19 protein-coding genes and 1 pseudogene are annotated in these 19,687 nt (G+C 65.2%); 7 read left to right on the plus strand and 13 right to left on the minus strand.

What is annotated here, in order from left to right; translation table 11 throughout:
- Positions 1–33 precede the first annotated feature (33 nt).
- On the minus strand, positions 34–1,284 hold the full coding sequence (locus tag WHZ77_RS12295; protein ID WP_375313903.1) for a NupC/NupG family nucleoside CNT transporter: 1,251 nt from the start codon (positions 1,282–1,284) through the stop codon (positions 34–36).
- 146 nt (positions 1,285–1,430) lie between these two features.
- Here WHZ77_RS12295 and WHZ77_RS12300 point away from each other — a divergent pair, with 146 nt between their 5' ends.
- Positions 1,431–2,684, plus strand: coding sequence for an MFS transporter (locus tag WHZ77_RS12300; RefSeq protein WP_375313904.1), 1,254 nt, complete (start codon positions 1,431–1,433; stop codon positions 2,682–2,684).
- 200 nt (positions 2,685–2,884) lie between these two features.
- On the opposite strand, the gene WHZ77_RS12305 is transcribed toward WHZ77_RS12300, so the two are convergent.
- From WHZ77_RS12305 to WHZ77_RS12330, 6 genes are all read right to left on the minus strand, one after another.
- On the minus strand, positions 2,885–3,643 hold the full coding sequence (locus tag WHZ77_RS12305; protein WP_375313905.1) for an SDR family oxidoreductase: 759 nt from the start codon (positions 3,641–3,643) through the stop codon (positions 2,885–2,887).
- A gap of 42 nt (positions 3,644–3,685) precedes the next feature.
- Positions 3,686–4,444 carry a proteasome-type protease gene (locus WHZ77_RS12310; protein WP_015685167.1) on the minus strand — a complete coding sequence of 253 codons (759 nt, stop codon included), beginning with the start codon at positions 4,442–4,444 and terminating at the stop codon, positions 3,686–3,688.
- Positions 4,445–4,550: 106 nt separating this feature from the next.
- Positions 4,551–4,958, minus strand: coding sequence for a carboxymuconolactone decarboxylase family protein (locus WHZ77_RS12315; protein ID WP_375313906.1), 408 nt, complete (start codon positions 4,956–4,958; stop codon positions 4,551–4,553).
- A gap of 90 nt (positions 4,959–5,048) precedes the next feature.
- The gene (locus tag WHZ77_RS12320; RefSeq protein ID WP_375313907.1) at positions 5,049–5,897 is read right to left on the minus strand and encodes a transglutaminase domain-containing protein; all 849 of its coding nucleotides are present in this window, start codon (positions 5,895–5,897) and stop codon (positions 5,049–5,051) included.
- A 67-nt stretch (positions 5,898–5,964) separates the two neighbouring features.
- Positions 5,965–6,909: an alpha-E domain-containing protein gene (locus tag WHZ77_RS12325; protein WP_375313908.1), complete on the minus strand. Its 945-nt coding sequence runs from the start codon at positions 6,907–6,909 to the stop codon at positions 5,965–5,967.
- A gap of 4 nt (positions 6,910–6,913) precedes the next feature.
- Entirely contained in the window at positions 6,914–8,332 is a 1,419-nt protein-coding gene (locus WHZ77_RS12330; protein WP_375313909.1) for a circularly permuted type 2 ATP-grasp protein, read from the minus strand.
- A gap of 222 nt (positions 8,333–8,554) precedes the next feature.
- Between WHZ77_RS12330 and WHZ77_RS12335 the strand changes: the two genes are divergently transcribed.
- The 3 genes from WHZ77_RS12335 to WHZ77_RS12345 all read left to right on the plus strand — a co-directional run bounded on the left by WHZ77_RS12335 (position 8,555) and on the right by WHZ77_RS12345 (position 10,633).
- Complete coding sequence (locus tag WHZ77_RS12335; RefSeq protein ID WP_211378668.1) at positions 8,555–9,292, plus strand: molybdopterin-binding protein; 738 nt, start codon at positions 8,555–8,557, stop codon at positions 9,290–9,292.
- Positions 9,293–9,320: 28 nt separating this feature from the next.
- Positions 9,321–9,848: a xanthine phosphoribosyltransferase gene (gene gpt / locus WHZ77_RS12340; protein ID WP_015685173.1), complete on the plus strand. Its 528-nt coding sequence runs from the start codon at positions 9,321–9,323 to the stop codon at positions 9,846–9,848.
- Positions 9,849–10,015: 167 nt separating this feature from the next.
- A complete protein-coding gene (locus tag WHZ77_RS12345) occupies positions 10,016–10,633 on the plus strand; it encodes a hypothetical protein (protein ID WP_375313910.1) in 618 nt (205 codons plus the stop codon).
- Here WHZ77_RS12345 and WHZ77_RS12350 read toward each other — a convergent pair.
- Together WHZ77_RS12350 and WHZ77_RS12355 are read right to left on the minus strand one after the other, a co-directional pair.
- Positions 10,630–10,866, minus strand: a complete 237-nt coding sequence (locus tag WHZ77_RS12350) for a hypothetical protein (RefSeq protein ID WP_375313911.1) — start codon at positions 10,864–10,866, stop codon at positions 10,630–10,632. The two genes, WHZ77_RS12345 and WHZ77_RS12350, sit on opposite strands and share 4 nt — an antisense overlap.
- Positions 10,863–11,885, minus strand: coding sequence for a methionine synthase (locus WHZ77_RS12355; protein ID WP_375313912.1), 1,023 nt, complete (start codon positions 11,883–11,885; stop codon positions 10,863–10,865). The genes WHZ77_RS12350 and WHZ77_RS12355 overlap by 4 nt, the downstream gene beginning before the upstream one ends.
- Positions 11,886–12,006: 121 nt before the next feature.
- Between WHZ77_RS12355 and WHZ77_RS12360 the strand changes: the two genes are divergently transcribed.
- From WHZ77_RS12360 to WHZ77_RS12370, 3 genes are all read left to right on the plus strand, one after another.
- Positions 12,007–12,708 (plus strand): glutathione S-transferase N-terminal domain-containing protein, encoded by a 702-nt coding sequence (locus tag WHZ77_RS12360; RefSeq protein ID WP_375313913.1) that lies wholly within the window; start codon positions 12,007–12,009, stop codon positions 12,706–12,708.
- A gap of 83 nt (positions 12,709–12,791) precedes the next feature.
- The gene (locus WHZ77_RS12365) at positions 12,792–13,400 is read left to right on the plus strand and encodes a 2-hydroxychromene-2-carboxylate isomerase (protein ID WP_375313914.1); all 609 of its coding nucleotides are present in this window, start codon (positions 12,792–12,794) and stop codon (positions 13,398–13,400) included.
- Entirely contained in the window at positions 13,400–14,377 is a 978-nt protein-coding gene (locus WHZ77_RS12370; protein WP_375313915.1) for an NADPH:quinone oxidoreductase family protein, read from the plus strand. Before WHZ77_RS12365 ends, WHZ77_RS12370 begins: the two co-directional genes overlap by 1 nt.
- 116 nt (positions 14,378–14,493) lie before the next feature.
- On the opposite strand, the pseudogene WHZ77_RS12375 reads toward WHZ77_RS12370, so the two are convergent.
- The 4 genes and pseudogenes from WHZ77_RS12375 to WHZ77_RS12390 form a co-directional block, all read right to left on the minus strand.
- Positions 14,494–15,383: pseudogene (locus WHZ77_RS12375) on the minus strand (crotonase/enoyl-CoA hydratase family protein).
- 159 nt (positions 15,384–15,542) lie between these two features.
- Positions 15,543–16,964, minus strand: coding sequence for an amidase (locus tag WHZ77_RS12380; RefSeq protein WP_375313916.1), 1,422 nt, complete (start codon positions 16,962–16,964; stop codon positions 15,543–15,545).
- A gap of 2 nt (positions 16,965–16,966) precedes the next feature.
- Complete coding sequence (locus WHZ77_RS12385; protein WP_375313917.1) at positions 16,967–18,130, minus strand: M20 aminoacylase family protein; 1,164 nt, start codon at positions 18,128–18,130, stop codon at positions 16,967–16,969.
- Between the two features lie 14 nt (positions 18,131–18,144).
- A complete protein-coding gene (locus WHZ77_RS12390; RefSeq protein WP_375313918.1) occupies positions 18,145–19,650 on the minus strand; it encodes a M81 family metallopeptidase in 1,506 nt (501 codons plus the stop codon).
- Positions 19,651–19,687 lie beyond the last annotated feature (37 nt).

Below are 19,687 nucleotides of genomic sequence, written 5' to 3' on the forward strand. Positions count from 1 at the left end.
CTTCGTCGCGCCCCGGAATGACGGTGGAGAGAGTCACGCCAACACCCCCACCACCGCGCCCATCAAACACGTCGTCAGCGTTCCTGATACGATCGACTTCAATCCCAGCGCGTTGATCTCCTCGCGCCGTTCCGGGGCCATCACCCCTAGGCCGCCGATCATGATGCCGAGGCTGGCGAAATTGGCGAAGCCGCACATCGCGTAGAGCATGATCAGGCGCGAGCGCGGATCGAGCGCATCGGGTGGCAGCTTCGAGAAGTCGACATAGGCGATCAACTCGTTGAGCACGGTCTTGGTGCCCATCAGGCTGCCGGCGGTCACCGCCTGATCCCACGGCAATCCCATCAGCCAGCACACCGGCGCCATCACGAGGCCGAGCAGGCGCTGCAGCGAGATCGCGGCGCCGCCAACATTCGGCAGCAGGCCGAGCATGGCATTGACGAGATAGACCAGCGCCACCAGCACCAGCAGCATCGCGACGATGTTGATCAGCAGCTCGATCCCTGCGCCGGTGCCCTTCACGATCGCATCCATCGTGCTGGCGACCTCCATCTCGGGATCTTCCAACGCGCCGCCAGTGCGCTTGTCTGATGTTTCGGGCACCATGATCAGGCTGACGAGGATCGCAGCCGGCGCCCCTAGTACGGACGCGATGACGAAATGCGCGGCCGCATTAGAAATAAGAGGAGCAAGCAGCGTCGCATAGAGCACCAGCACCGTGCCGGCGATGCCGGCCATGCCGCCGGTCATCACCAGGAACAATTCGCTGCGGGTCATCTGCGCCAGATACGGCCGGACGAACAGCGGTGCCTCCACCATGCCGAGGAAGATGTTGGCGGCGGTCGACAGCCCGACCGCGCCGCCGACGCCAAGCGTCCGCTCCAGCAGCCAGGCCATGCCGCGCACGATCGGCGGCAGCACGCGCCAATAGAACAGCAGCGTCGTCAGCACGCTCATGACCAGCACGATCGGCAGCGCCTGGAACGCCAGGATGAAATCGGCGCCCGGCACCTTCAAATCGAACGGCAGGGCGCCGCCGCCGACATAGCCGAACACGAAGGAGGAGCCGGCGCGCGAGGCCGCCGAGATCGCACCGATGGCATCGTTAATGGCGCCGAAGGCGCGGGCGACGACCGGCACCTTCATCAGGAGGATCGCGGTGGCGAAGGTTGCGACGAGGCCGATCGCCGCCTGCCGCAGCGAGACGGCACGCCGATTCTCGGCCAGCGCGAAGGCGAGCAGCAGCAATGCGAAAACGCCGAGTGCCGATTGCAGCCGCAGCATGATGTCCCCAAACCTCCAATGATTATGGCCGCGCAGGTGTTGCAAACGCAATGCCGGGAGGTGATCAGAGCCGTCCGCTGTTGACAAGCCGGTCCGCGTCAGCCACGCGGGGCGTCGTCAAGATCAGGCGCGGACGGTCCCAAAAGGTGAGTCAGGAGCTGGGCGAAGAGCAGCCGCGACAGGTGAATCCGCCGGTCAGCGCCCGCGCGCTGCTGTCCCACCGCGCTTTCCTGTTCTTCCTGCTTTCGCGCAGCCTGTCGCGCTTTTCCAGCCAGATCGCGGCGGTCGCGATCGGCTGGCAGATCTACGATCTCACCGGCTCGGCCTTCGATCTCGGCATGGTCGGCCTCGTGCAATTCCTGCCCACGGCGCTTCTGGTGTTCGTCGCCGGCCACGCCGCCGACCGTTTTGAGCGCAAGCGCGTGGTCCAGCTCTGCCAGCTCGCGGAAGCGGCGACCGCGCTCTATCTCGGTGTCATCACCTATCTCGGCGCGGTCAGCGAGGTGCAGATCTTTATCGCGACCTTCGTGCTCGGCATTGCCGGCGCGTTCGAAAGCCCGACCACCGCGGCGCTGTTGCCGCTGATCGCGCCGCAGGGATCGCTGCAGCGCGCGACGGCGGTCGCGAGCGGTGCGGGGCAGGTCGCGACCATCACGGGACCGGCGCTCGGCGGCTTCGCCTACGCGATCGCGCCGCATCTTGCCTATGCCGTGATGCTGCTGTTCTGGATTTTTGGGATGATCCTGACCGGCTTCATCCGCCCGCGCCCGCAGGCGGTGGCCAGGGAGGGCACCGACTCGGACAACATCTTTGCCGGCGTCCGCTTCATCCGCAGCAATCCGGCGATCCTCGGCACCATCTCGCTCGATTTGTTCGCGGTGCTGTTCGGCGGCGTCACCGCGCTGCTGCCGATCTATGCCCGCGACATTCTCCAGACCGGCCCGATGGGGCTCGGCGTGTTGCGCGCCGCGCCGGCCGTCGGTGCGCTGCTGATGACGATGGTGCTGGCGCGTCACGCCATCTCGCGTCACGTGGGCCTGCGCATGTTCCAGGCCGTGATCGTGTTCGGCCTCGCCACGATCGTGTTCGCGCTGTCGTCCTGGATGTGGCTGTCGGTGCTCTCGCTCGCGATTTTGGGAGCCGCCGACACGATCAGCGTCGTGATCCGTTTCTCGCTGGTTCAGCTTTCGACGCCCGACGAGATGCGCGGCCGCGTCGGCGCGGTGAACTTCCTCTTTATCAACGCCTCCAACCAGCTCGGTCAGTTCGAAAGCGGCGTAGCCGCCGCGCTGCTCGGCGCCATGCCGGCCGCCGTGCTCGGTGGCGTCGCTACCGTCGCGGTGGCGCTGCTGTGGATGAAGCTGTTCCCGAGCCTGCTGCAGGTGGAGAGTTTGGAGTAGGGCTCCGCTCTCTCACCGTCATTGCGAGGAGCTGTTGCGACGAAGCAATCCAGAATCCCGCCCGAGGAAAGATGCTGGATTGCTTCGCTGCATTCGCAATGACGATTGTTGAGGCAGCTTGCGGACTTAAGTGACGTCACCCCCGAAGCGAGCACCCCAGGCCGCCTAGTGTGCATGGGGTTGTTTTCGCGCTTTTCAGTTCAGCCCCGTCCGACGAACGGCATCTTGGTGGCCATCACCGTCATGGTCAGCACGTTGGCATCGAGCGGCAGGCCGGCCATGTAGGCGACGGCATCGCCGACCGCCTTGGCGTCCATGCGCGGCTCGTGCTTCATCGTGCCGTCGGGCTGCATTACGCCGGGGCCGGCGACCATGCGGTCGGTCATTGGCGTCGCAGCGTTGCCGATATCGACCTGCCCGACCGCGATGTCGTACATGCGGCCGTCGAGGTTGGAGGCCTTGGTGAGGCCCGTGATGGCGTGCTTGGTCGAGGTGTAGGCGGCCGAGAACGGCCGCGGCGCATGCGCCGAGATCGAGCCGTTGTTGATGATGCGGCCGCCGCGCGGGCTCTGGTCCTTCATGATGCGGAAGGCGTGCTGGGTGCACAGGAACGGGCCGGTGAGGTTGGTGTTCACCACCGCCTGCCACTGCTCGAGGCTGAGATCTTCGAAGTTCACCGGCGGCGCGCCCATGCCGGCATTGTTGAACAGCACGTCGAGCCGGCCGTAGGTTGCCTTCACCTTGTCGAACAGTGCGGCGATCGAGTCCGGCTTGGTCATGTCGGCGGTGACGCACAGGCTCTTGCCGGCGAGGCCGAGCTTGGCGGTCTCCTCGAGCATGTCGAGCCGGCGTCCCACGAGCACCACGGTGAAGCCGATGTTCATCAGCGCCAGCGACGCCGCGCGCCCGACACCGGTGCCTGCGCCCGTCACCACTGCGATCTTGTTTGCTTCACTCATCGTTTCCTGCCTTTTCTCTTAAGCTTTCAGGTTACTTGGCCGTCAGGTTTTCGGTTCTTTTTCGTTCTTGTAGGGCGGCCGCGGGATGTTCTGATGCGCCGCGCGCAGCGCCGCCGACCAGCGCGAGCGCAGATCGTGGAAATAGGGCTCGCCGGCCTCGATGCGATGGTTGAGATCGGCATCGCAGGCGTCCGCCCGCACCACCAGCACGTCGATCGGCAGGCCGACGCCGAGATTGGAGCGCATGGTGGAGTCCATCGAGATCAGGCCCGTCTTCAGCGCCTCGTAGAGCTCGACGTCGTAATGCATGGCGCGGTCGAGCACCGGCTTGCCGTATTTGTGCTCGCCGATCTGCAGGTAAGGCGTGTCGGTGGTGCACTCGATGAAATTGCCTGCCGTGTAGACCATGAACAGGCGCATCCGCGCGCCCTTGATCTGGCCGCCGAACAGGAAGGAGACGTCGAACGAGACGTCCTCGGACTTCAGTGCCGGCCCTTCGGTCGCGTGCACCGCCCGGATGGCCCGGCCGATGCGCTGGGCGGCCTGGAACATGGTCGGCGCGTTCATCAGCGTCTCGATCTCGCCAGTGGTCGGGTCTTCCAGGCCCTCGGTGAGGGTGGAGAGCACCGACTGGCTGATGGCGAGATTGCCGGCGCTGGCGATCGCCATGATGCGGTCGCCGGGCTTGGAGAAGATGTGCAGCTTGCGGAAGGTCGAGACGTTGTCGAGGCCGGCATTGGTGCGGGTGTCGGCGATCATCACCAGACCGTCCCGAACCAGGATTCCGCAACAATAGGTCATTTCCGATCCCCGAACGCGTTTGCGCGGAATTACTAGCCAATTTCAGGGGGGCATGTAACCCCCTGTTCCCAAGGGGAGCCATGTATCGGCTGGAAGGGGGCCCGCCTCAGTCCGCGGCATCGACGAGAAACGCCTCGTCGACCGGGACGCCCAGCGCCGTGACCAGCCGGTTCGTCTCCGCGGCCATGCCGATGATGGCGAGCATCTCGCCATATTCGGCCTCGGTCATGCCCTTCGCCCGTGCGCCCGCGGTGTGCGAGTGGATGCAGTAGCTGCAGCCATGCGCCACCGAGACCGCGACATAGATCATTTCCTTGATCTTGGGATCGAGCGCCCCCGGCGCCATCACCTGCTTGATGCTCTCCCAGGTCCGCCGCAGCGTCTTCGGATCGTGCGCCAGCGCGCGCCAGAAATTGTTGACGAAGTCCGACTGCCGCACCTTGCGGATGTCGTCGAAAACGGCGCGCGCCTCGCTCGAGAGCTCGTCGTCCGAAAGCAGCTTCACGGTCGCCATGGGGGTCCTCGCAGGGTCTGATCTGACCCTGCGATCATAGCACGGCTGATCCGGTCAGCCGGCAGAGTCGCGTGACGAATGCGCCCGCGCTTAAGTCTGCCGCTGTGATTGCGATTGCGACTGGCCGCCGCGGCCGGCCTGCTCGACCTTCACGGCGACTGTCAGTGTCTCCGTGCCGCCGCCATAGCGGGTTCCGCGCACGGGGGCGGCGCCGAGATAGTCGAGCCCGATCGCGACGCGGACATGGGCGTCGGTGGTGCAGATGCTGTTGGCGGGATCGAAGCCGACCCAGCCGAGATCAGCCACGTAGGCCTCCGCCCAGGCATGGCCGGCATCCTGATGCACCGTGCCGTCGGCGCGCAGGAAATGGCCGGAGACGAAGCGCGCCGGCACGCCGCCGCTGCGGGCGCAGGCGATGAAGATATGCGCGTAGTCCTGGCAGACGCCGCGCTTGAGCGTGAACGCTTCGGCTGCAGAAGTGCCGCTGTTGGTCGGATCCTCGTCGAAGGTCATGTGGTCGCTGATTTCGGTCATCAGCGTGTGCAGGAAGCCGAGCGTGTCGCTCTCGGCTTCGCTGCGCAACCGGCGCGCGACCGCCGCCATTGCCGGATTGACCTCGGTCAGTTCGGTCGTGCGCAGGAACAGGCTCGCCGGAAAGCGTTCGTCGGCGCCGCGCAGCACGCCGCCGGTATCGTGGGTCTCGATCAGGCCCTCGGCGATGATCTTGATGTCGCTGACGGGGCCGCAGGACAGCACGTGGGTGACGTTGCCGAATGCGTCCTCATGGGTATCGAGCTTGGTATCGGTAGAGACGTCGATCTGCCACTCCGCCACGTATTGTCCGTCATGGCTGCACGGCGTCATGCGCAGGATCTGGATCACGCTGGTCGCCGGCGGCTCGTAGCGATAGGTCGTGGTGTGCTGGATTCGCAGGCGCATGGGGATCCGTTGTTCTGGCGTCGCCATTCCGGGCTCGCCCTGCGGGCGCCCCGGAATAGAGGCAGTATCAGATCAAATACTGCTTCGTGATGATTTCGCCCAGCCTGGAATTGTCCGCGATGAATTCCTGAATGAATTCATGCACGCCATGCTGGAAAATGTCGTTCATATTGCTGTGTTCGAGCCGGTTGCGGATGCCGCGGGCGTGGCGCTGGGCCGGGCCCTGGCGGCCGTAGGCGACGCCGATCTGGTCGAGATTGCGCACGAGGTTGCCGTAGCAGCTCGCCAGCGATCGCGGCAGCGTGTCGTTGAGGATGAGCAGGTCCGCGATCAGCCAGGGTTTCAGCGTCTCGCGATAGACCCAGTGATAGGCGGTCAGCGCCGAGACCGAGCGCAGGATCGAGGTCCACTGGTAGAAATCGAGCGGGCCGCCGACATGCTCTTCCTCGGGCAGCAGCACGTGGTACTTCACGTCGAGAATACGCGCGGTGTTGTCGGCGCGCTCGAGATGCAGGCCCATCCGCGAAAACCAGTAGGCGTCGTTGCGTAGCATGGTCCGGTAGGCCGATCCGTCGAAGCGGAGCGAGGTCTCCTGCACGAAGCGCAGGAATTTGGCGAGCTCTTCGCGCGTCGAGGCACCCTTGCTCCAGACCTCCTGCAACTCGATCCAGGCCGAGTTGATGGTGTCCCACATCTCGCTGGTGAGGGCGGTGCGTACCGAGCGCGAGTTCAGCCGCGCCGACTCGATGCAGTTTCGGATCGAGGACGGGTTGTTCGGCGAGAAAGAGAGGTAGTCGACGACGTTGTGCTCGTTGGCTTCCTCATATTGCTGATAGAAGCTCGCGGCGACGCCGGCGGTCAGCAGCGCCGAGTCCCATTCGTTGGTCTTGCCGATATAGGCGGCGGGCAGCGCGGTGACGCGCAAGGTCGCATCGATGGTGCGCGCGAGATACTCGGCCCGTTCGACGTAGCGGGCGAGCCAGTAGAGGTTTTCGGCGGTGCGCGACAGCATCTGACTACTCGTCCAGGATCCAGGTGTCTTTGGTGCCGCCGCCCTGGCTCGAATTCACCACCAGGGAGCCTTCCTTCAGCGCAACACGTGTCAGCCCGCCGGGCACGATCGTGGTGGTCTTGCTGCCCGTGAGGACGAAGGGCCGCAGGTCGACGTGGCGCGGAGCGAGGCCGGACGCCGTGCAGGTCGGGCAGGTCGAGAGCGCCAGCGTCGGCTGCGCGATGAAGCCTTCCGGCTCGCGCTTGAGCTTTTCCCGGAACGCCTCGATGGTCGCCTTCGTCGCGGCGGGTCCGATCAGCATGCCGTAGCCGCCGGAGCCGTGCACTTCCTTGACGACGAGCTCGCTCAGATTGTCCAGCACATAGGCGAGATCCTTTGGCTCGCGGCAGCGCCAGGTCGGCACGTTCTTCAGGATCGGCTCCTCGCCGAGATAGAACTTCACGACATCGGGCATGTAGGAGTAGATCGCCTTGTCGTCGGCGATGCCGGTGCCGACGGCGTTGGCGAGCGTGATGTTGCCGGCCGCATAGGCCGACATCAGCCCGGGCACACCGAGCACGGAGTCGGGGCGGAAGGTGAGGGGGTCGATGAAATCGTCGTCGACGCGGCGGTAGATCACGTCGACCCGTTTCAGCCCCTCGGTCGTCCGCATGAACACTTCGTTGTTCTTGATGATGAGGTCGCGCCCCTCGACCAGCTCGATGCCGAGCTTGTCGGCGAGGAAGGAGTGCTCGTAATAGGCCGAGTTGTAGACGCCCGGCGTGAGCAGCGCGACCGTCGGCTCGCCGGAGGCGCCCTGCGGGGCGACCGAGCGAAGCGCGGAGAGCAGCTCGTCCGGATAGCGCTCGACCGGCGCCACCCTGTGGCGGGCGAACAGATCCGGAAACAGCCGCATCATGATCTCGCGGTTTTCCAGCATGTAGGACACGCCGGACGGTGTGCGCGCGTTGTCCTCCAGCACGATGAAGTCCTCGGCGTCGACCCGGACGATGTCGATGCCGGCGATGTGCACGTAGACGTCGTGCGGTACCTGCTGGCCGTTCATCTCGGGGCGGAACACCGGGTTCTGGAAGATCAGGTCGTCGGGCACGATCCCGGCGCGCAAGATGTCGCGGCCGTGATAGATGTCGCGCAGGAACATGTTGAGCGCGCGCACGCGCTGCTTCAGGCCCTTCTCCAGCAGCGCCCATTCCTTGCCGGACATGATCCGCGGGATCACGTCGAAGGGGATCAGCCGCTCGGTGGATTCGGAATCGCCATAGACGGCAAAGGTGATGCCGATGCGGCGGAACAGGAGCTCGGCTTCCTGGCGGCGATATTCGAGCGCCTCGGGAGGCGTCTCCTTGAGCCAGCGCGCCAGCTCTTGATAGGCGGGGCGAAGGTCCCCGCCGGGAATGTTCATTTCGTCAAACGCGACTGCCATAGATCCCGACTGTCTCCCTGGCCATGCCTGACAGTGCATGACTTACCCGGGTGGTAGCAAGGGCCGGGCCAGCGCGATAAGCATGGACTGACAGCATTTGACGGGGATGGCCGGCGGCTTGCCTGAAAAAATGGCTGAGGACTGCTTATTTCGGTAGCAAAACCGCGTGACTTCAACGCGTTACCTCGGCAAAGTCGGGCCGATAGGTGAGGGACTTAAGGCATGAGCGAGATCGTCACGGCAGGCATTCTGGTCATCGGGGATGAAATCCTGTCCGGCCGGACCAAGGACAAGAATATCGGCTTCATCGCCGAATACCTGACCAATATCGGCATCGACCTCAAGGAAGTCCGGGTCGTTTCCGACGACGAGGCCGACATCATTGCCGCGTTGGATGCGCTGCGGCATCGCTACACCTATGTCTTCACCACCGGCGGCATCGGGCCGACCCACGACGACATCACCGCCGACAGCGTCGCCAAGGCCTTCGGCGTCGGCATCGACCACCATCCGGAGGTCGTCGCCCGCTTCCGCGAGCGCTGGAGCGAGCAGGACCTCAACGAGGCCCGGCTGCGCATGGCCCGCATCCCCGACGGCGCCGAGCTGATCCAGAGCGCCACCATCCTCGCCCCCGGCTTCAAGATCGGCAATGTCATCGTGATGGCCGGCGTGCCGTCGATCATGCAGGCGATGATGGACATCGTCTCGCCCAAGCTGAAATCCGGCGTGCGCATGCTGTCCGAATCGGTTCGCGCCAATGCGCGGGAGGGCGACATCGGCAGCCCGCTGCGGGAAATCGCCGCCGCCCATCCCGACACCATCATCGGCAGCTATCCCTTCATGGACGAGGAGCAGAAGCCCAACACCAATCTGGTGGTGCGCTCGCGCGATGCCGACAAGCTCGCAGCGGCAATGGCCGCGGTGAAGGACATGCTGGCGGGATTGAACATCACCCGGTAGCTGCCGGCGGACCAAGCAGGAGACGACGATGGCTGGTGAAGCACCGGAACTGAGTGCGCAGGAGCGGGCAGGCAGGGCCTTCCCGGTCTCGTGGGACCAGTTCCACAGGGATTGCCGGGCGCTGACCTGGCGCCTCAACGAGGTCGGTCCGTTTCACGCTGTGATCGCGATCACCCGCGGTGGTCTGGTGCCGGCTGCGATCGTCGCGCGCGAGCTCGGAGTGCGCGTGATCGATACGGTCTGCATCGCCAGCTATGACCACGACAAGCAGGGTGAGCTTCAGGTCCTCAAGGGCATTTCCGAATCGGCGATGAAGCTGGGCGGCGGCACCGGCAAGGGGCTTTTGATCGTCGACGACCTCGTCGACACCGGCAAGACCGGCAGGCTGGTGCGCCAGATGCTGCCCGATGCGCATTTCGCCACTGTCTATGCCAAGCCGAAGGGACGCCCGCTGGTGGATACCTTCATCACGGAAGTGTCGCAGGACACCTGGATCTTCTTCCCCTGGGACACCGCGCTGTCCTACCACCCGCCGCTCCGCGACGGCGCGGCGTGATGTTGCTTCACCTCGCCCCGCTTGCGGGGAGAGGTCGGATTGCATCGAAGATGCAATCCGGGTGAGGGGGAGCTTCCGCGAGTCCGTCCCTCACCATATCTGTGGATGCAGCCCCTCACCCCAACCCTCTCCCCGTAAGAACGGGGAGAGGGAGAATAGCGGCAGCCATGCCCCTGCAAAACCGCGTCACGCCGACCGGCGACATCATCGCCACGCCGCATCGCGGCCTGTTCACCGGCAATCGCGGCATCATCCATGATCCCGCGACGAAGACGCTGCTGAAGAAGCGCTGGTCGTCGCAGGCCTGGATCACCTGCCTGTGCGAATTCCGCGGTTGGCGGCGGCCGGTGATGGCGCGGCGAAGCTGGACCGAGCTGTTCTTCCTCGACGAAGCCACGGCCTTTGCGGCGGGTCATCGGCCCTGCTTCTTCTGCCGCCGCGACGATGCCAAGCGGTTTCGCGCGGCGTGGGAAGCGGCGAATGGTGCGCGTAACGTGACTGCGAAGGCGATGGATGCCCAACTGCACCTCGAGCGGCTCGATCAGGGGAGCAAGCGCTTGCATGCGCTGCCGATGCCGCTCGCGGAATTGCCCGACGGCGCGATGGTGCAGCACGACAACGACTGCTTCCTGGTCGCACAGGGCAAGGCGCTGCTCTGGTCACCCCAGGGCTACGTCCCGCATGCACGCGCCCTCGATCGCCCGATGTTGCTGACGCCGCCATCCACGCTGCGCGCGATTATTGCCGGATATCAGCCGGTGCTGCATCCGACCGCGCGCAGCTAGCGCAGCGGCTTGCCCTCTTCATCCACGGTCGTTCGGGCATCGCGCAGCGCCCATTCGCGGATCACCTGGCGGCAACGGGTCAACTCGGCTTCGCTCGCGGCACTGGCATCCTTCGCTGCGCGCGCGATCATTGCCTTGCAGTTCAAGAGCGCGGAGCGGTCCTCCGCGCGCACGGGCAGGGTGATCGCCGCGAGAGCCGCGACGACGAGTACCAGGCGGACCACCACCATCATCCAAGCTTCTCGCGTGCCAGCGCGGCGCCGGCACCGAGCGCCATCAGCTTGGCTTCGGCGATGTCGCGCCGCATCGGCGCCATGCCGCAATTGGTGGTGGGGATGATGTTGCTCTTCGGGACGAATTTCGACACCGCGTCGATCACCTTGACGACATCTTCCGCGGTCTCGACCTCGTCGCTGGCAACGTCGATCACGCCGGCCTGCACGATTTTGGTTTTGAGCAGCGCGAGCAGGTCGAGCGGCACCTTCGAATTGCGGCACTCGATCGCGACCTGCTGGATCGGGCTGGCGTCGATAGCGGGAAAAATCTGCTCATACTGCCGCCATTGCGCGCCGAGCGTCTCCTTCCAGTCGGTATTGGCCTTGATGCCGTAGCCGTAGCAGATGTGCACGGCGGTGGCGCAGGTGAGGCCCTGCGCGGCGCGCTCGAGCGCCTTGATGCCCCAGTCGTTGACCTCGTCCATGTAGACGTTGAAGGCGGGCTCGTCGAACTGCACGAGATCGACGCCGTCGGCCTGCAGCGCCTTGGCCTCCTCGTTCAGGAGTTCGGCGAAGGCAAAGGCCATCTTGACGCGGTCGCCATAGTAACGGTCCGCAATGGTGTCGATGATGGTCATCGGGCCGGGCAGGGTGAACTTCAGCTTCTTCTTCGTGTGCGTGCGCGCCACACGTGCCTCGTCGGCATGGACGCGGCCCTTGAGCCGGAGCGGCGCGACCACCTGCGGCACCATCGCCTTGTAGCGGTCCTTGCGGATGCCCATCTCGACCTTGTGGGCGAAGTCGATGCCCTCGATCTTCTCGAGGAACCCGTGCACGAAGTGCTGGCGGGCCTGCTCGCCCTCGGTGACGATGTCGATGCCGGCATCCTCCTGGACCTTGATCGCGAGCATCGTCGCATCGCGCTTGGCGCGGAGAAGCTCGTCGCCTTGCGACTTCCATGGCGCCCAGAGCATGTTCGGCTCGGCGAGCCATTCCGGCTTCGGCAAGGAGCCGGCGATCGTGGTTGGAAACAGCATGGCGGCCCTCCCGGCGGGTTGTGTTGCGCCCCTTCCTGCCATGTCTTAACGTTGAGGTACAGAACAACAAAAGTCGCCTTCTATTCCATTGGCGATGACGGGAAGGGCCAAGGAAAAGGTCATGATCGACCTCTATTACGCGCCGACGCCGAACGGCTGGAAAATCTCGATCATGCTGGAGGAACTCGGGCTGCCCTACAGCGTGAAGCCCGTCAATATCCGTGCCGGTGAGCAGTTCAGCCCGGAGTTTCTGGCGATGTCCCCCAACAATCGTATTCCCGCGATCGTCGATCACGCGCCGGCCGACGGCGGCGGACCGTTTTCGGTGTTCGAGACCGGCGCGATCCTGATCTATCTGGCGGAGAAGACCGGCCGCTTCTTGGCCAGCGATCTGCGCGGACGATCCACCACCATCCAGTGGGCGATGTGGCAGATGGCCGGCCTTGGTCCCATGCTCGGCCAGCACGGGCATTTCGCACTCTATGCGGCGGAGAAGATTCCCTACGCGATCGAGCGCTATCGCGACGAAGCCGCGCGGCTCTATGGCGTGCTCGACCGTCAATTGGCCAAGACCGGTGCCTATGTCGCCGGCGACTATTCCATCGCCGACATTGCCTGCTTCCCCTGGACCATGACCCACAAGGCGCAGGGCTTCACGCTCGACGACTATCCGAGCGTCAAACGCTGGTATGCCGAGGTGCGCGCCAGGCCTCAGGTGCAGGCAGGACTTGCGATCGGGAAATTCGTCAAGGAGCCGTTCGACGAGGAATCACGCAAGATCATGTTCGGCCAGAGGGCTAAGGAAGTGTTGGGAAAGAAGTAGGCTCTCTCGTCATTCCGGGCTCGCGCCCAAGAGGGCGCGCCCCGGAATGACAAGATTGAACCAAACGAACTAGGGAAAACGCCATGATCGAATTCTTCTTCGACTGTTCCAGCCCCTGGACCTATCTCGCCTTCCACAACATCCAGCCGCTAGCGAAGGAGTTCGGCGCCGAGATCATCTGGCGGCCGATCCTGGTCGGTGGCATCTTCAACACGGTCAATCCGAGCGTCTACGCGCAGCGCGAGACGCCGGTGCCGCTGAAGGCGCGCTACATGAAGAAGGACCTTCAGGACTGGGCGCGCTCGGCTGGGCTGTCGATCAAGATGCCGCCGACGGTGTTTCCGGTGAACAGCGTCAAGGCCATGCGCGGCTGCATCTGGCTGGGTGCGGACATGGTGCCGTTCGCCACCGCCGTGTTCGAGACCTATTGGGGCGGCGACAAGGACATCTCGCAGGACACGGTGCTGGCCGAGATCTGCAGGAAGGTCGGCATCGACGAGCAGAAGTTCTTCGCGGGCATTTCGGAGCAGGCGATCAAGGACCAGCTCAAGGCCAACACCGAAGAAGTCGTTGCGCGCGGCGGGTTCGGCTCGCCGACGATCTTCGTCAAGAAGACCGACATGTACTTTGGCAACGACCGGCTGCCGCTGATCCGCGAGGCGCTGCTGCGCAGCAAGGCGAGCGCGGCCTGATGGTGCGGGCTGTCGTCTGCCGTGCGCTCGGCGCGCCCGAAACGCTGCGTCTGGAAGAGTTTCCGTCGCGCGCCCTGGAACCGGGCGAGGTGCGGGTTGCAATTCGCGCTGCGGGCCTCAATTTCCCGGATGTGCTGATGGCCGCCGGTGAATATCAGCTCAAGCCGGAGCTGCCGTTCACGCCCGGCATGGAGGCCGCCGGCGACGTGACCGAGGTGGGCGCGGAGGCGAGCGGCGTTGCCGTCGGCGACAAGGTCATCGTGAAGATGCGCCATGGCGCGTTTACCGATGAAGCGATGGTGACGCCCGGCCAGCTCACGCCGATGCCGTCGACGTTCGACTATGCGGAGGCCGCGACCTATCTCGCCGGCCACGGCACCGCCTATCATGCGCTGATCGATCGCGGCCGAATCGGGCCGGGCGAGGTTCTGCTGGTGCACGGCGCCGGCGGCGGCGTGGGACTCGCCGCCGTCGAACTCGGCAAGATGCTGGGCGCGACCGTGATCGCGACGGCCTCCAGCGACGAGAAGCTCGCCATCGCCAAGGCGCGCGGCGCCGATCACCTCGTGCGCTATGATCGCGAGCCGTTCCGCGATGCCGTCAAGCGCATCACCGATGGCCGTGGCGTGGACGTCGTGTTCGATCCCGTCGGCGGCGAGGTGTTCGAGAACTCGATGCGCTGCATCGCCTGGGGCGCCCGGCTGCTGGTGATCGGCTTCACCGGCGGCATCGGCTCGGCGAAGACCAATCTCTTGCTGATCAAGGGCGCCAGCGTGCTCGGCGTGCGCGCGGGTGAGGCGGTGCGGAAGAATCCCGCGCTGGGTAAAGTGCGCCTGAGGGCGCTGCTGCAGTGGGCGGAGGAGGGCAAGCTGCGCCCCAACGTCTCACACCGCCTGCCGCTGGAGGATTACGCCAAGGCGATGCGGCTGTTGCTCGACCGCAAGGCGATCGGGCGCGTGGCGCTGGTGATGGAGTGAGGGTGCCGTAGCGGCGGCTCCGTAGGGTGGGCAAAGCGAAGCGTGTCCACCACTTCCGTCATGGCTGATAGATGGTGGGCACGGCGCAAGAGCGCCTTTGCCCACCCTGCGAAGTTCTACTTATACTCTCGCTCCGTCCACCACGGAAAATAATCCGGCATATCGCTCGTCACCTTGTCCTTGAACTGCGCCGGTCGCTTCTCCAGGAACGACACCACGCCTTCCTTCACATCGTTCGAGCGGCCGCGGGCATAGATGCCGCGGCTGTCGACCTTGTGGGCCTCCATGGGATCGTCGGCACCCATCATGCGCCACATCATCTGGCGGATCAGCGCCACCGAGACCGGCGCTGTCTTGGCTGCGAACTCCTTGGCGAGCGCGCGGGCGGTCGGCAGCAGATCATCCGGCGCGACGACCTTGCTGACGAGGCGGCCGGCGAGCGCTTCCTGCGCGGGGAAGACGCGGCCGGAATAACACCATTCAAGCGCCTGCGAGATGCCGACGATGCGCGGCAGGAACCAGCTCGAGGCAGCCTCCGGCACGATGCCGCGCTGGGAGAACACGAAGCCGAAGCGCGCAGCATCGGACGCGATGCGGATGTCCATGGCCAGCTGCATGGTGACACCGATGCCGACGGCGGGGCCGTTGACGGCGCGATCACAGGCTTCAGGCATTTGAAGATGCGCAACGTCACCTGGCCGCCGCCGTCGCGCACCTGCGGATCGCTGTAGTCGACCTTGCCGTCGGCGAAGCGCTTCACCGGGCCGCGCCGCGCGTCGCGATCGAAGGTGTCGGCGCCCGACGAAAGATCAGCGCCCGCGCAAAAACCGCGGCCGGCGCCGGTGACGATGATGGCGCGGACGTTGTCGTCCTTGTCGGCGGCGTCGAACGCCTCGATCAGCTCGGCCTGCATCTGCGCGTTGAAGGCGTTGAGCTTGTCGGGCCGGTTCAGTGTGATGGTGAGGATCTGCTCGGCGACCTCGTATTTGATGGTCTCATACGCCATGGGTGGTTTCCTTCCTTCTTGAACGCAGTCTTGAATTGACGTCATGCATGCGCGCCACCGTCCGTCTTGCGCGGACTGGGCATGTGCTTCTCCTTGAGTACCCATACGATAACGGCCGGGGCAAGCCCGGCCATGTCGCAGTCTAGCGGTACCGAAGCCTCAATGCGCCGGCGGCTTCGGCCAGGGCCGCTGCGGGCCGCGCAGGCTCTCGAACGCCTTGGCCATGCCGAGCACGCCGATATCGTCGAAGCGGCGGCCGACGATCTGCATGCCGATGGGAAAACCCTTGGCATCGAAGCCGCCATTGATGGAGATGGCGGGATTCTCCGACATATTCCACGGCACGGTATAGGCGATGTGCTCGAACGGCTTCATCGGATCGTTGGTGGGCGAGGCCCAGTCCGCGGGGTAGTTCACGTTCGGCGCGGTCGGCGAGATCACGTAATCGAGCTCGCAGAACAGTTTCGCGGCGGCTGCGCGGATCGCCATCGTCTGGTTGAAGCCGCGGATCACGTCGACGCCCGACAGCTTCGCGCCGGACTCACCCCATTTGAAAATGTAGGGCAGCACCTTTGCCTGTTCGGCCGGCGTCAGCTTCGACAGATCGTCCCACATCCGCGCGCGCCAGAAATTGTCGAGGCCGTCGAGCATCTCGCGCGTGAGGATGCCGTCGACTTCGGTGATGACGCTGCCTGCGGATTCGAACGCCTTTGCGGCCTTCACCGCGACGTCTCGCACCGGCTTCTCCAGCGCCAGGCCGCAGCCGGGATCGAGCATCAGGCCGATGCGGAGCTTGCGCGGTGATTTCTCCAGCCCCTTCCAGTTGAGCGGCTCGGCCGGCAGACTCATGCCGTCGCGCCGGTCGGGCTTTGCGATCACGCTCATCATCAGCGCACAATCGTCGACGGTGCGGGTCATGGGACCCGCGACGCGGCCGACATAGGTGGGGTCGATCGGCACGCGGCCAAAGCTCGGCTTCAGGCCGACGAGGCCGCACCAGCCCGCGGGCAGGCGGACCGAGCCGCCAATATCGGTGCCGAGATGCAGCGGACCGTAACCGGCGGCCGCGGCTGCGCCAGCACCCGCGCTGGAGCCACCGGGATTCTTGGAGAGGTCCCAGGGATTGCGCGCCAGCGCATGGAAGCTGGAGAGCCCCGAGGACAGCATGCCGTAATCGGGCATGGTGGTCTTGGCGAAGATGATGGAGCCTGCCTCGCGCAGGCGCGCGGCGGGCGGGGCATCCTTCTCGGCCGGCACCAGCTTGACGCTCGCGGCGCCCAGTGGCACCGGCACGCCCTTGGTCGCGATGTTGTCCTTCACAGTCACAGGGACGCCGTCGAGCGCGCCCGAGGGCTCGCCCCCGGACCAGCGCGCAGTCGAGGCCTTTGCGGCCTCACGCGCGCGGTCGGGATCGAACGCATAGAGCGCCTTCAGATGCGGTTCCCACGCGGCGACGTGCGCGAGCAAGTCCTCCAGCACCTCGCTCGGTGAGAATTGCTTGGCCCGATAGCCCGCGATCAGATCGATCGCGGACAGATCGTGCAGCGAGGTGACCGCCTCTTCGACGCGCTTTTTCTGCATTGCTAGCCCACCGGCATGCGCGTTTCGATGATGCGGGCGAACATGCTGGCGCCGATCGGCAGGATCTTGTCGTCGAGCACGAAGCCCGGATTGTGCACGGGCACCGAGCCGTCATGGCCGACCCAGAAATAGGCGCCGGGAATGGTTTGCAGCATGTCGGCGAAATCCTCGCTGCCCATCTTCGGCTGGGTGCGGGTGATCACGTTGGCGGGGTCGACGATTGTGCGCGCGACCTCCTCGACCACCTTGGACTGTTCGACCTGGTTGACCAGCACATCGAAGGTGTCGCGGATGTCGACGTCGATCACGCACTGATAGGCGCTGGCAATGCCGGCGCTGATCGTGCGAATGCGCTCGCTGATCAGGGTGCGGACTTCCTTCGAGAAAGTGCGGATGGTGCCGCAAAGATGCGCGTCGCCGGGGATGACGTTGTAGGCGGATCCGGCGTGAATCTGCGTGATCGAGATGACGGCGGCCTGCAGCGGCTCGACGTTGCGGCTGACGATGGTCTGGATCGCCTGCGCCAGCGTGGTCGCGATGATCACCGCGTCCTTGGAGCGTTCCGGCATCGCGCCATGCGCGCCATAGCCGGTGATGCGGAGGTCGAAGAAGTCGGCGCTGGCCATTGCCGGGCCGGGCAGGATCGCGATCTCGCCGTGGTTGAGGTCGGGCGCGTTGTGCAGGCCGTAGAGCTCGTCGCACGGAAACTTCTCGAACAGCCCGTCCTTGATCATGGCGCGGGCGCCGCCAAGGCCTTCCTCGGCCGGCTGGAAGATCAGGTGCACGGTGCCGTCGAAGTTCCTGGTCTCGGCGAGGTAGCGTGCGGTGCCGAGCAGCATGGTGGTGTGGCCGTCATGGCCGCAGCCGTGGAAGCGGCCGGGGATCTTCGAACTCCATTTCAGATTGGTGTTCTCCTCCATCGGCAGCGCGTCCATGTCGGCACGCAGGCCGATGCGCTTGCCGCCCGAGCCCTTGCCCTTGATGACGCCGATCACGCCGGTGCCGCCGAGACCGCGATGCACCTCGATGCCCCAGCTCGTCAGCTTGTCGGCGACGATGCCGGAGGTGCGCACTTCCTCGAAGCCGATCTCGGGATGGGCATGAAGGTCGCGCCTGATAGCAGTGAGTTCGTCGGCATAGCCGTCGATGCGGTCGATCGTGGGCATGTGTTCCTGTCCGGTTAGCGTGAAGGGGGATTGAAAACGGGGCCGTTCGGCTTGATGCGGATGCCCGGACGCAGGCGCGTCCAGGGGAGTGAAGCGGTGTCGGCCGGCATCGCGCCGGGCGCGGCGCAGATCATCAGCTTTTCCGCGATCGGCTCGAAATCGGCGCGGAAATGCACCGAGCTCTTGTTCACCAGAATCTTCTGTTCGGTCGGTTCGATGCCGACATAGCGATACATCGCCTGGTCGGCGAGCTGGGCCTTGTGCGAGGAGACGACGATTCGGACGTCGCCGATGCGCAAGGCTGCCGAGGGGCCCATCTCCATCTCGCGGCCGCCGTAATAGGGGCCGGGCGCGATGAAGCGGCCGTCGGAGAGTTTTTCGACCACAAAGGTCTCGCGATAGGGCTCGTCGCCGGGAATGCCGGACTTGCCGCCGAGCGACAGCGTGACCGTGGCGCCGACGCCCGCCGCATGCGCGGCTTTGGCCGATTCCGGATCGTAGATCGCGCCGGTTGCGGCACTGGCCTTGTTGCGGACCAGCGCGCGCAGCATGCCGGTGGTATCGGAATCGCCGCCGGCGCCGGGATTGTCCTGGGTATCGGCGATGATGATCGGCTTGCTGGCGTTCTTCGAGAGTTCCATGGCATGACGCACGCCGTCGTCGGGTGACCAGATCTTGCCGTCGAAATCGTCCTCGTGGCTTTCGATCAGCTTCACGACGGCATCGGCCGCGCGGTCGGCATCTTCCTGCGTCTTGCCATAGGCGAACACGCTCGGGCCGCAGTCGCGGAAATCGGCGGCGGGGAAGCCCGGCGCGAACGAGAGCGTCGGAACCGCATCGCCCTCGAGCGCGGCGAGCTGTTCGTAGATGCCCTTCGTGGGAAAATCGTTCGTGCATTGCCAGCTGATCGCGATCAGGAATGGCAATTGGCGGAACGACTTTGCGAGACGTTGTTTCGTGTTCAGGAGCAGCGCGAGGTGCTTCGCCGAGGCGCGGCCGGTCTCGGCCATGTCGACATGGGGATAGGTGCGGTAGGCGATCAGCGCGTCCGCATGTTCCATCATCTCGGGCGTGACGTTCGCATGCAGGTCGAGGCTGGCGACCAGCGGAACGTTCTTGCCGATGACGCGGCGCACGCGCGCCAGGATCTCGCCTTCGCCGTCGTCGAGGTGCTCCGTCACCATGGCGCCGTGCAGGTCGAGATAGACCGCATCCAGCGGGCCGGCGGCCGCGATGCCGTCGACCATCACCTTCACGATGCGCTCGAACGCATCCCTGGTGACATGCGCCGACGGGCTCGCACCGCAGGCGATGGTCGGAACCAGTTCCCAGCCGTTGGCTTCGGCGCTGTCGACGAAGCCGGCGAGGCCGACATTGATGCGCCGCATCACCTTCAGCACGTCGGGCCCTTCAGTCATCGCCGGCCAGCCGCCGCCGTGCTGGAAGTCCGCGAATGTCGCCTTCGTCGGAGCGAAGGTGTTGGTCTCGTGCAGGAAGCCGCCGACGGCGATACGTGTCATCAATTCTGGTCCAGTGAGCAAAGAGGGGGGACGTTAG

Origin of the sequence: Bradyrhizobium sp. A5 (assembly GCF_042076515.1) — a bacterium.
Taxonomy (GTDB): domain Bacteria; phylum Pseudomonadota; class Alphaproteobacteria; order Rhizobiales; family Xanthobacteraceae; genus Bradyrhizobium; species Bradyrhizobium cosmicum.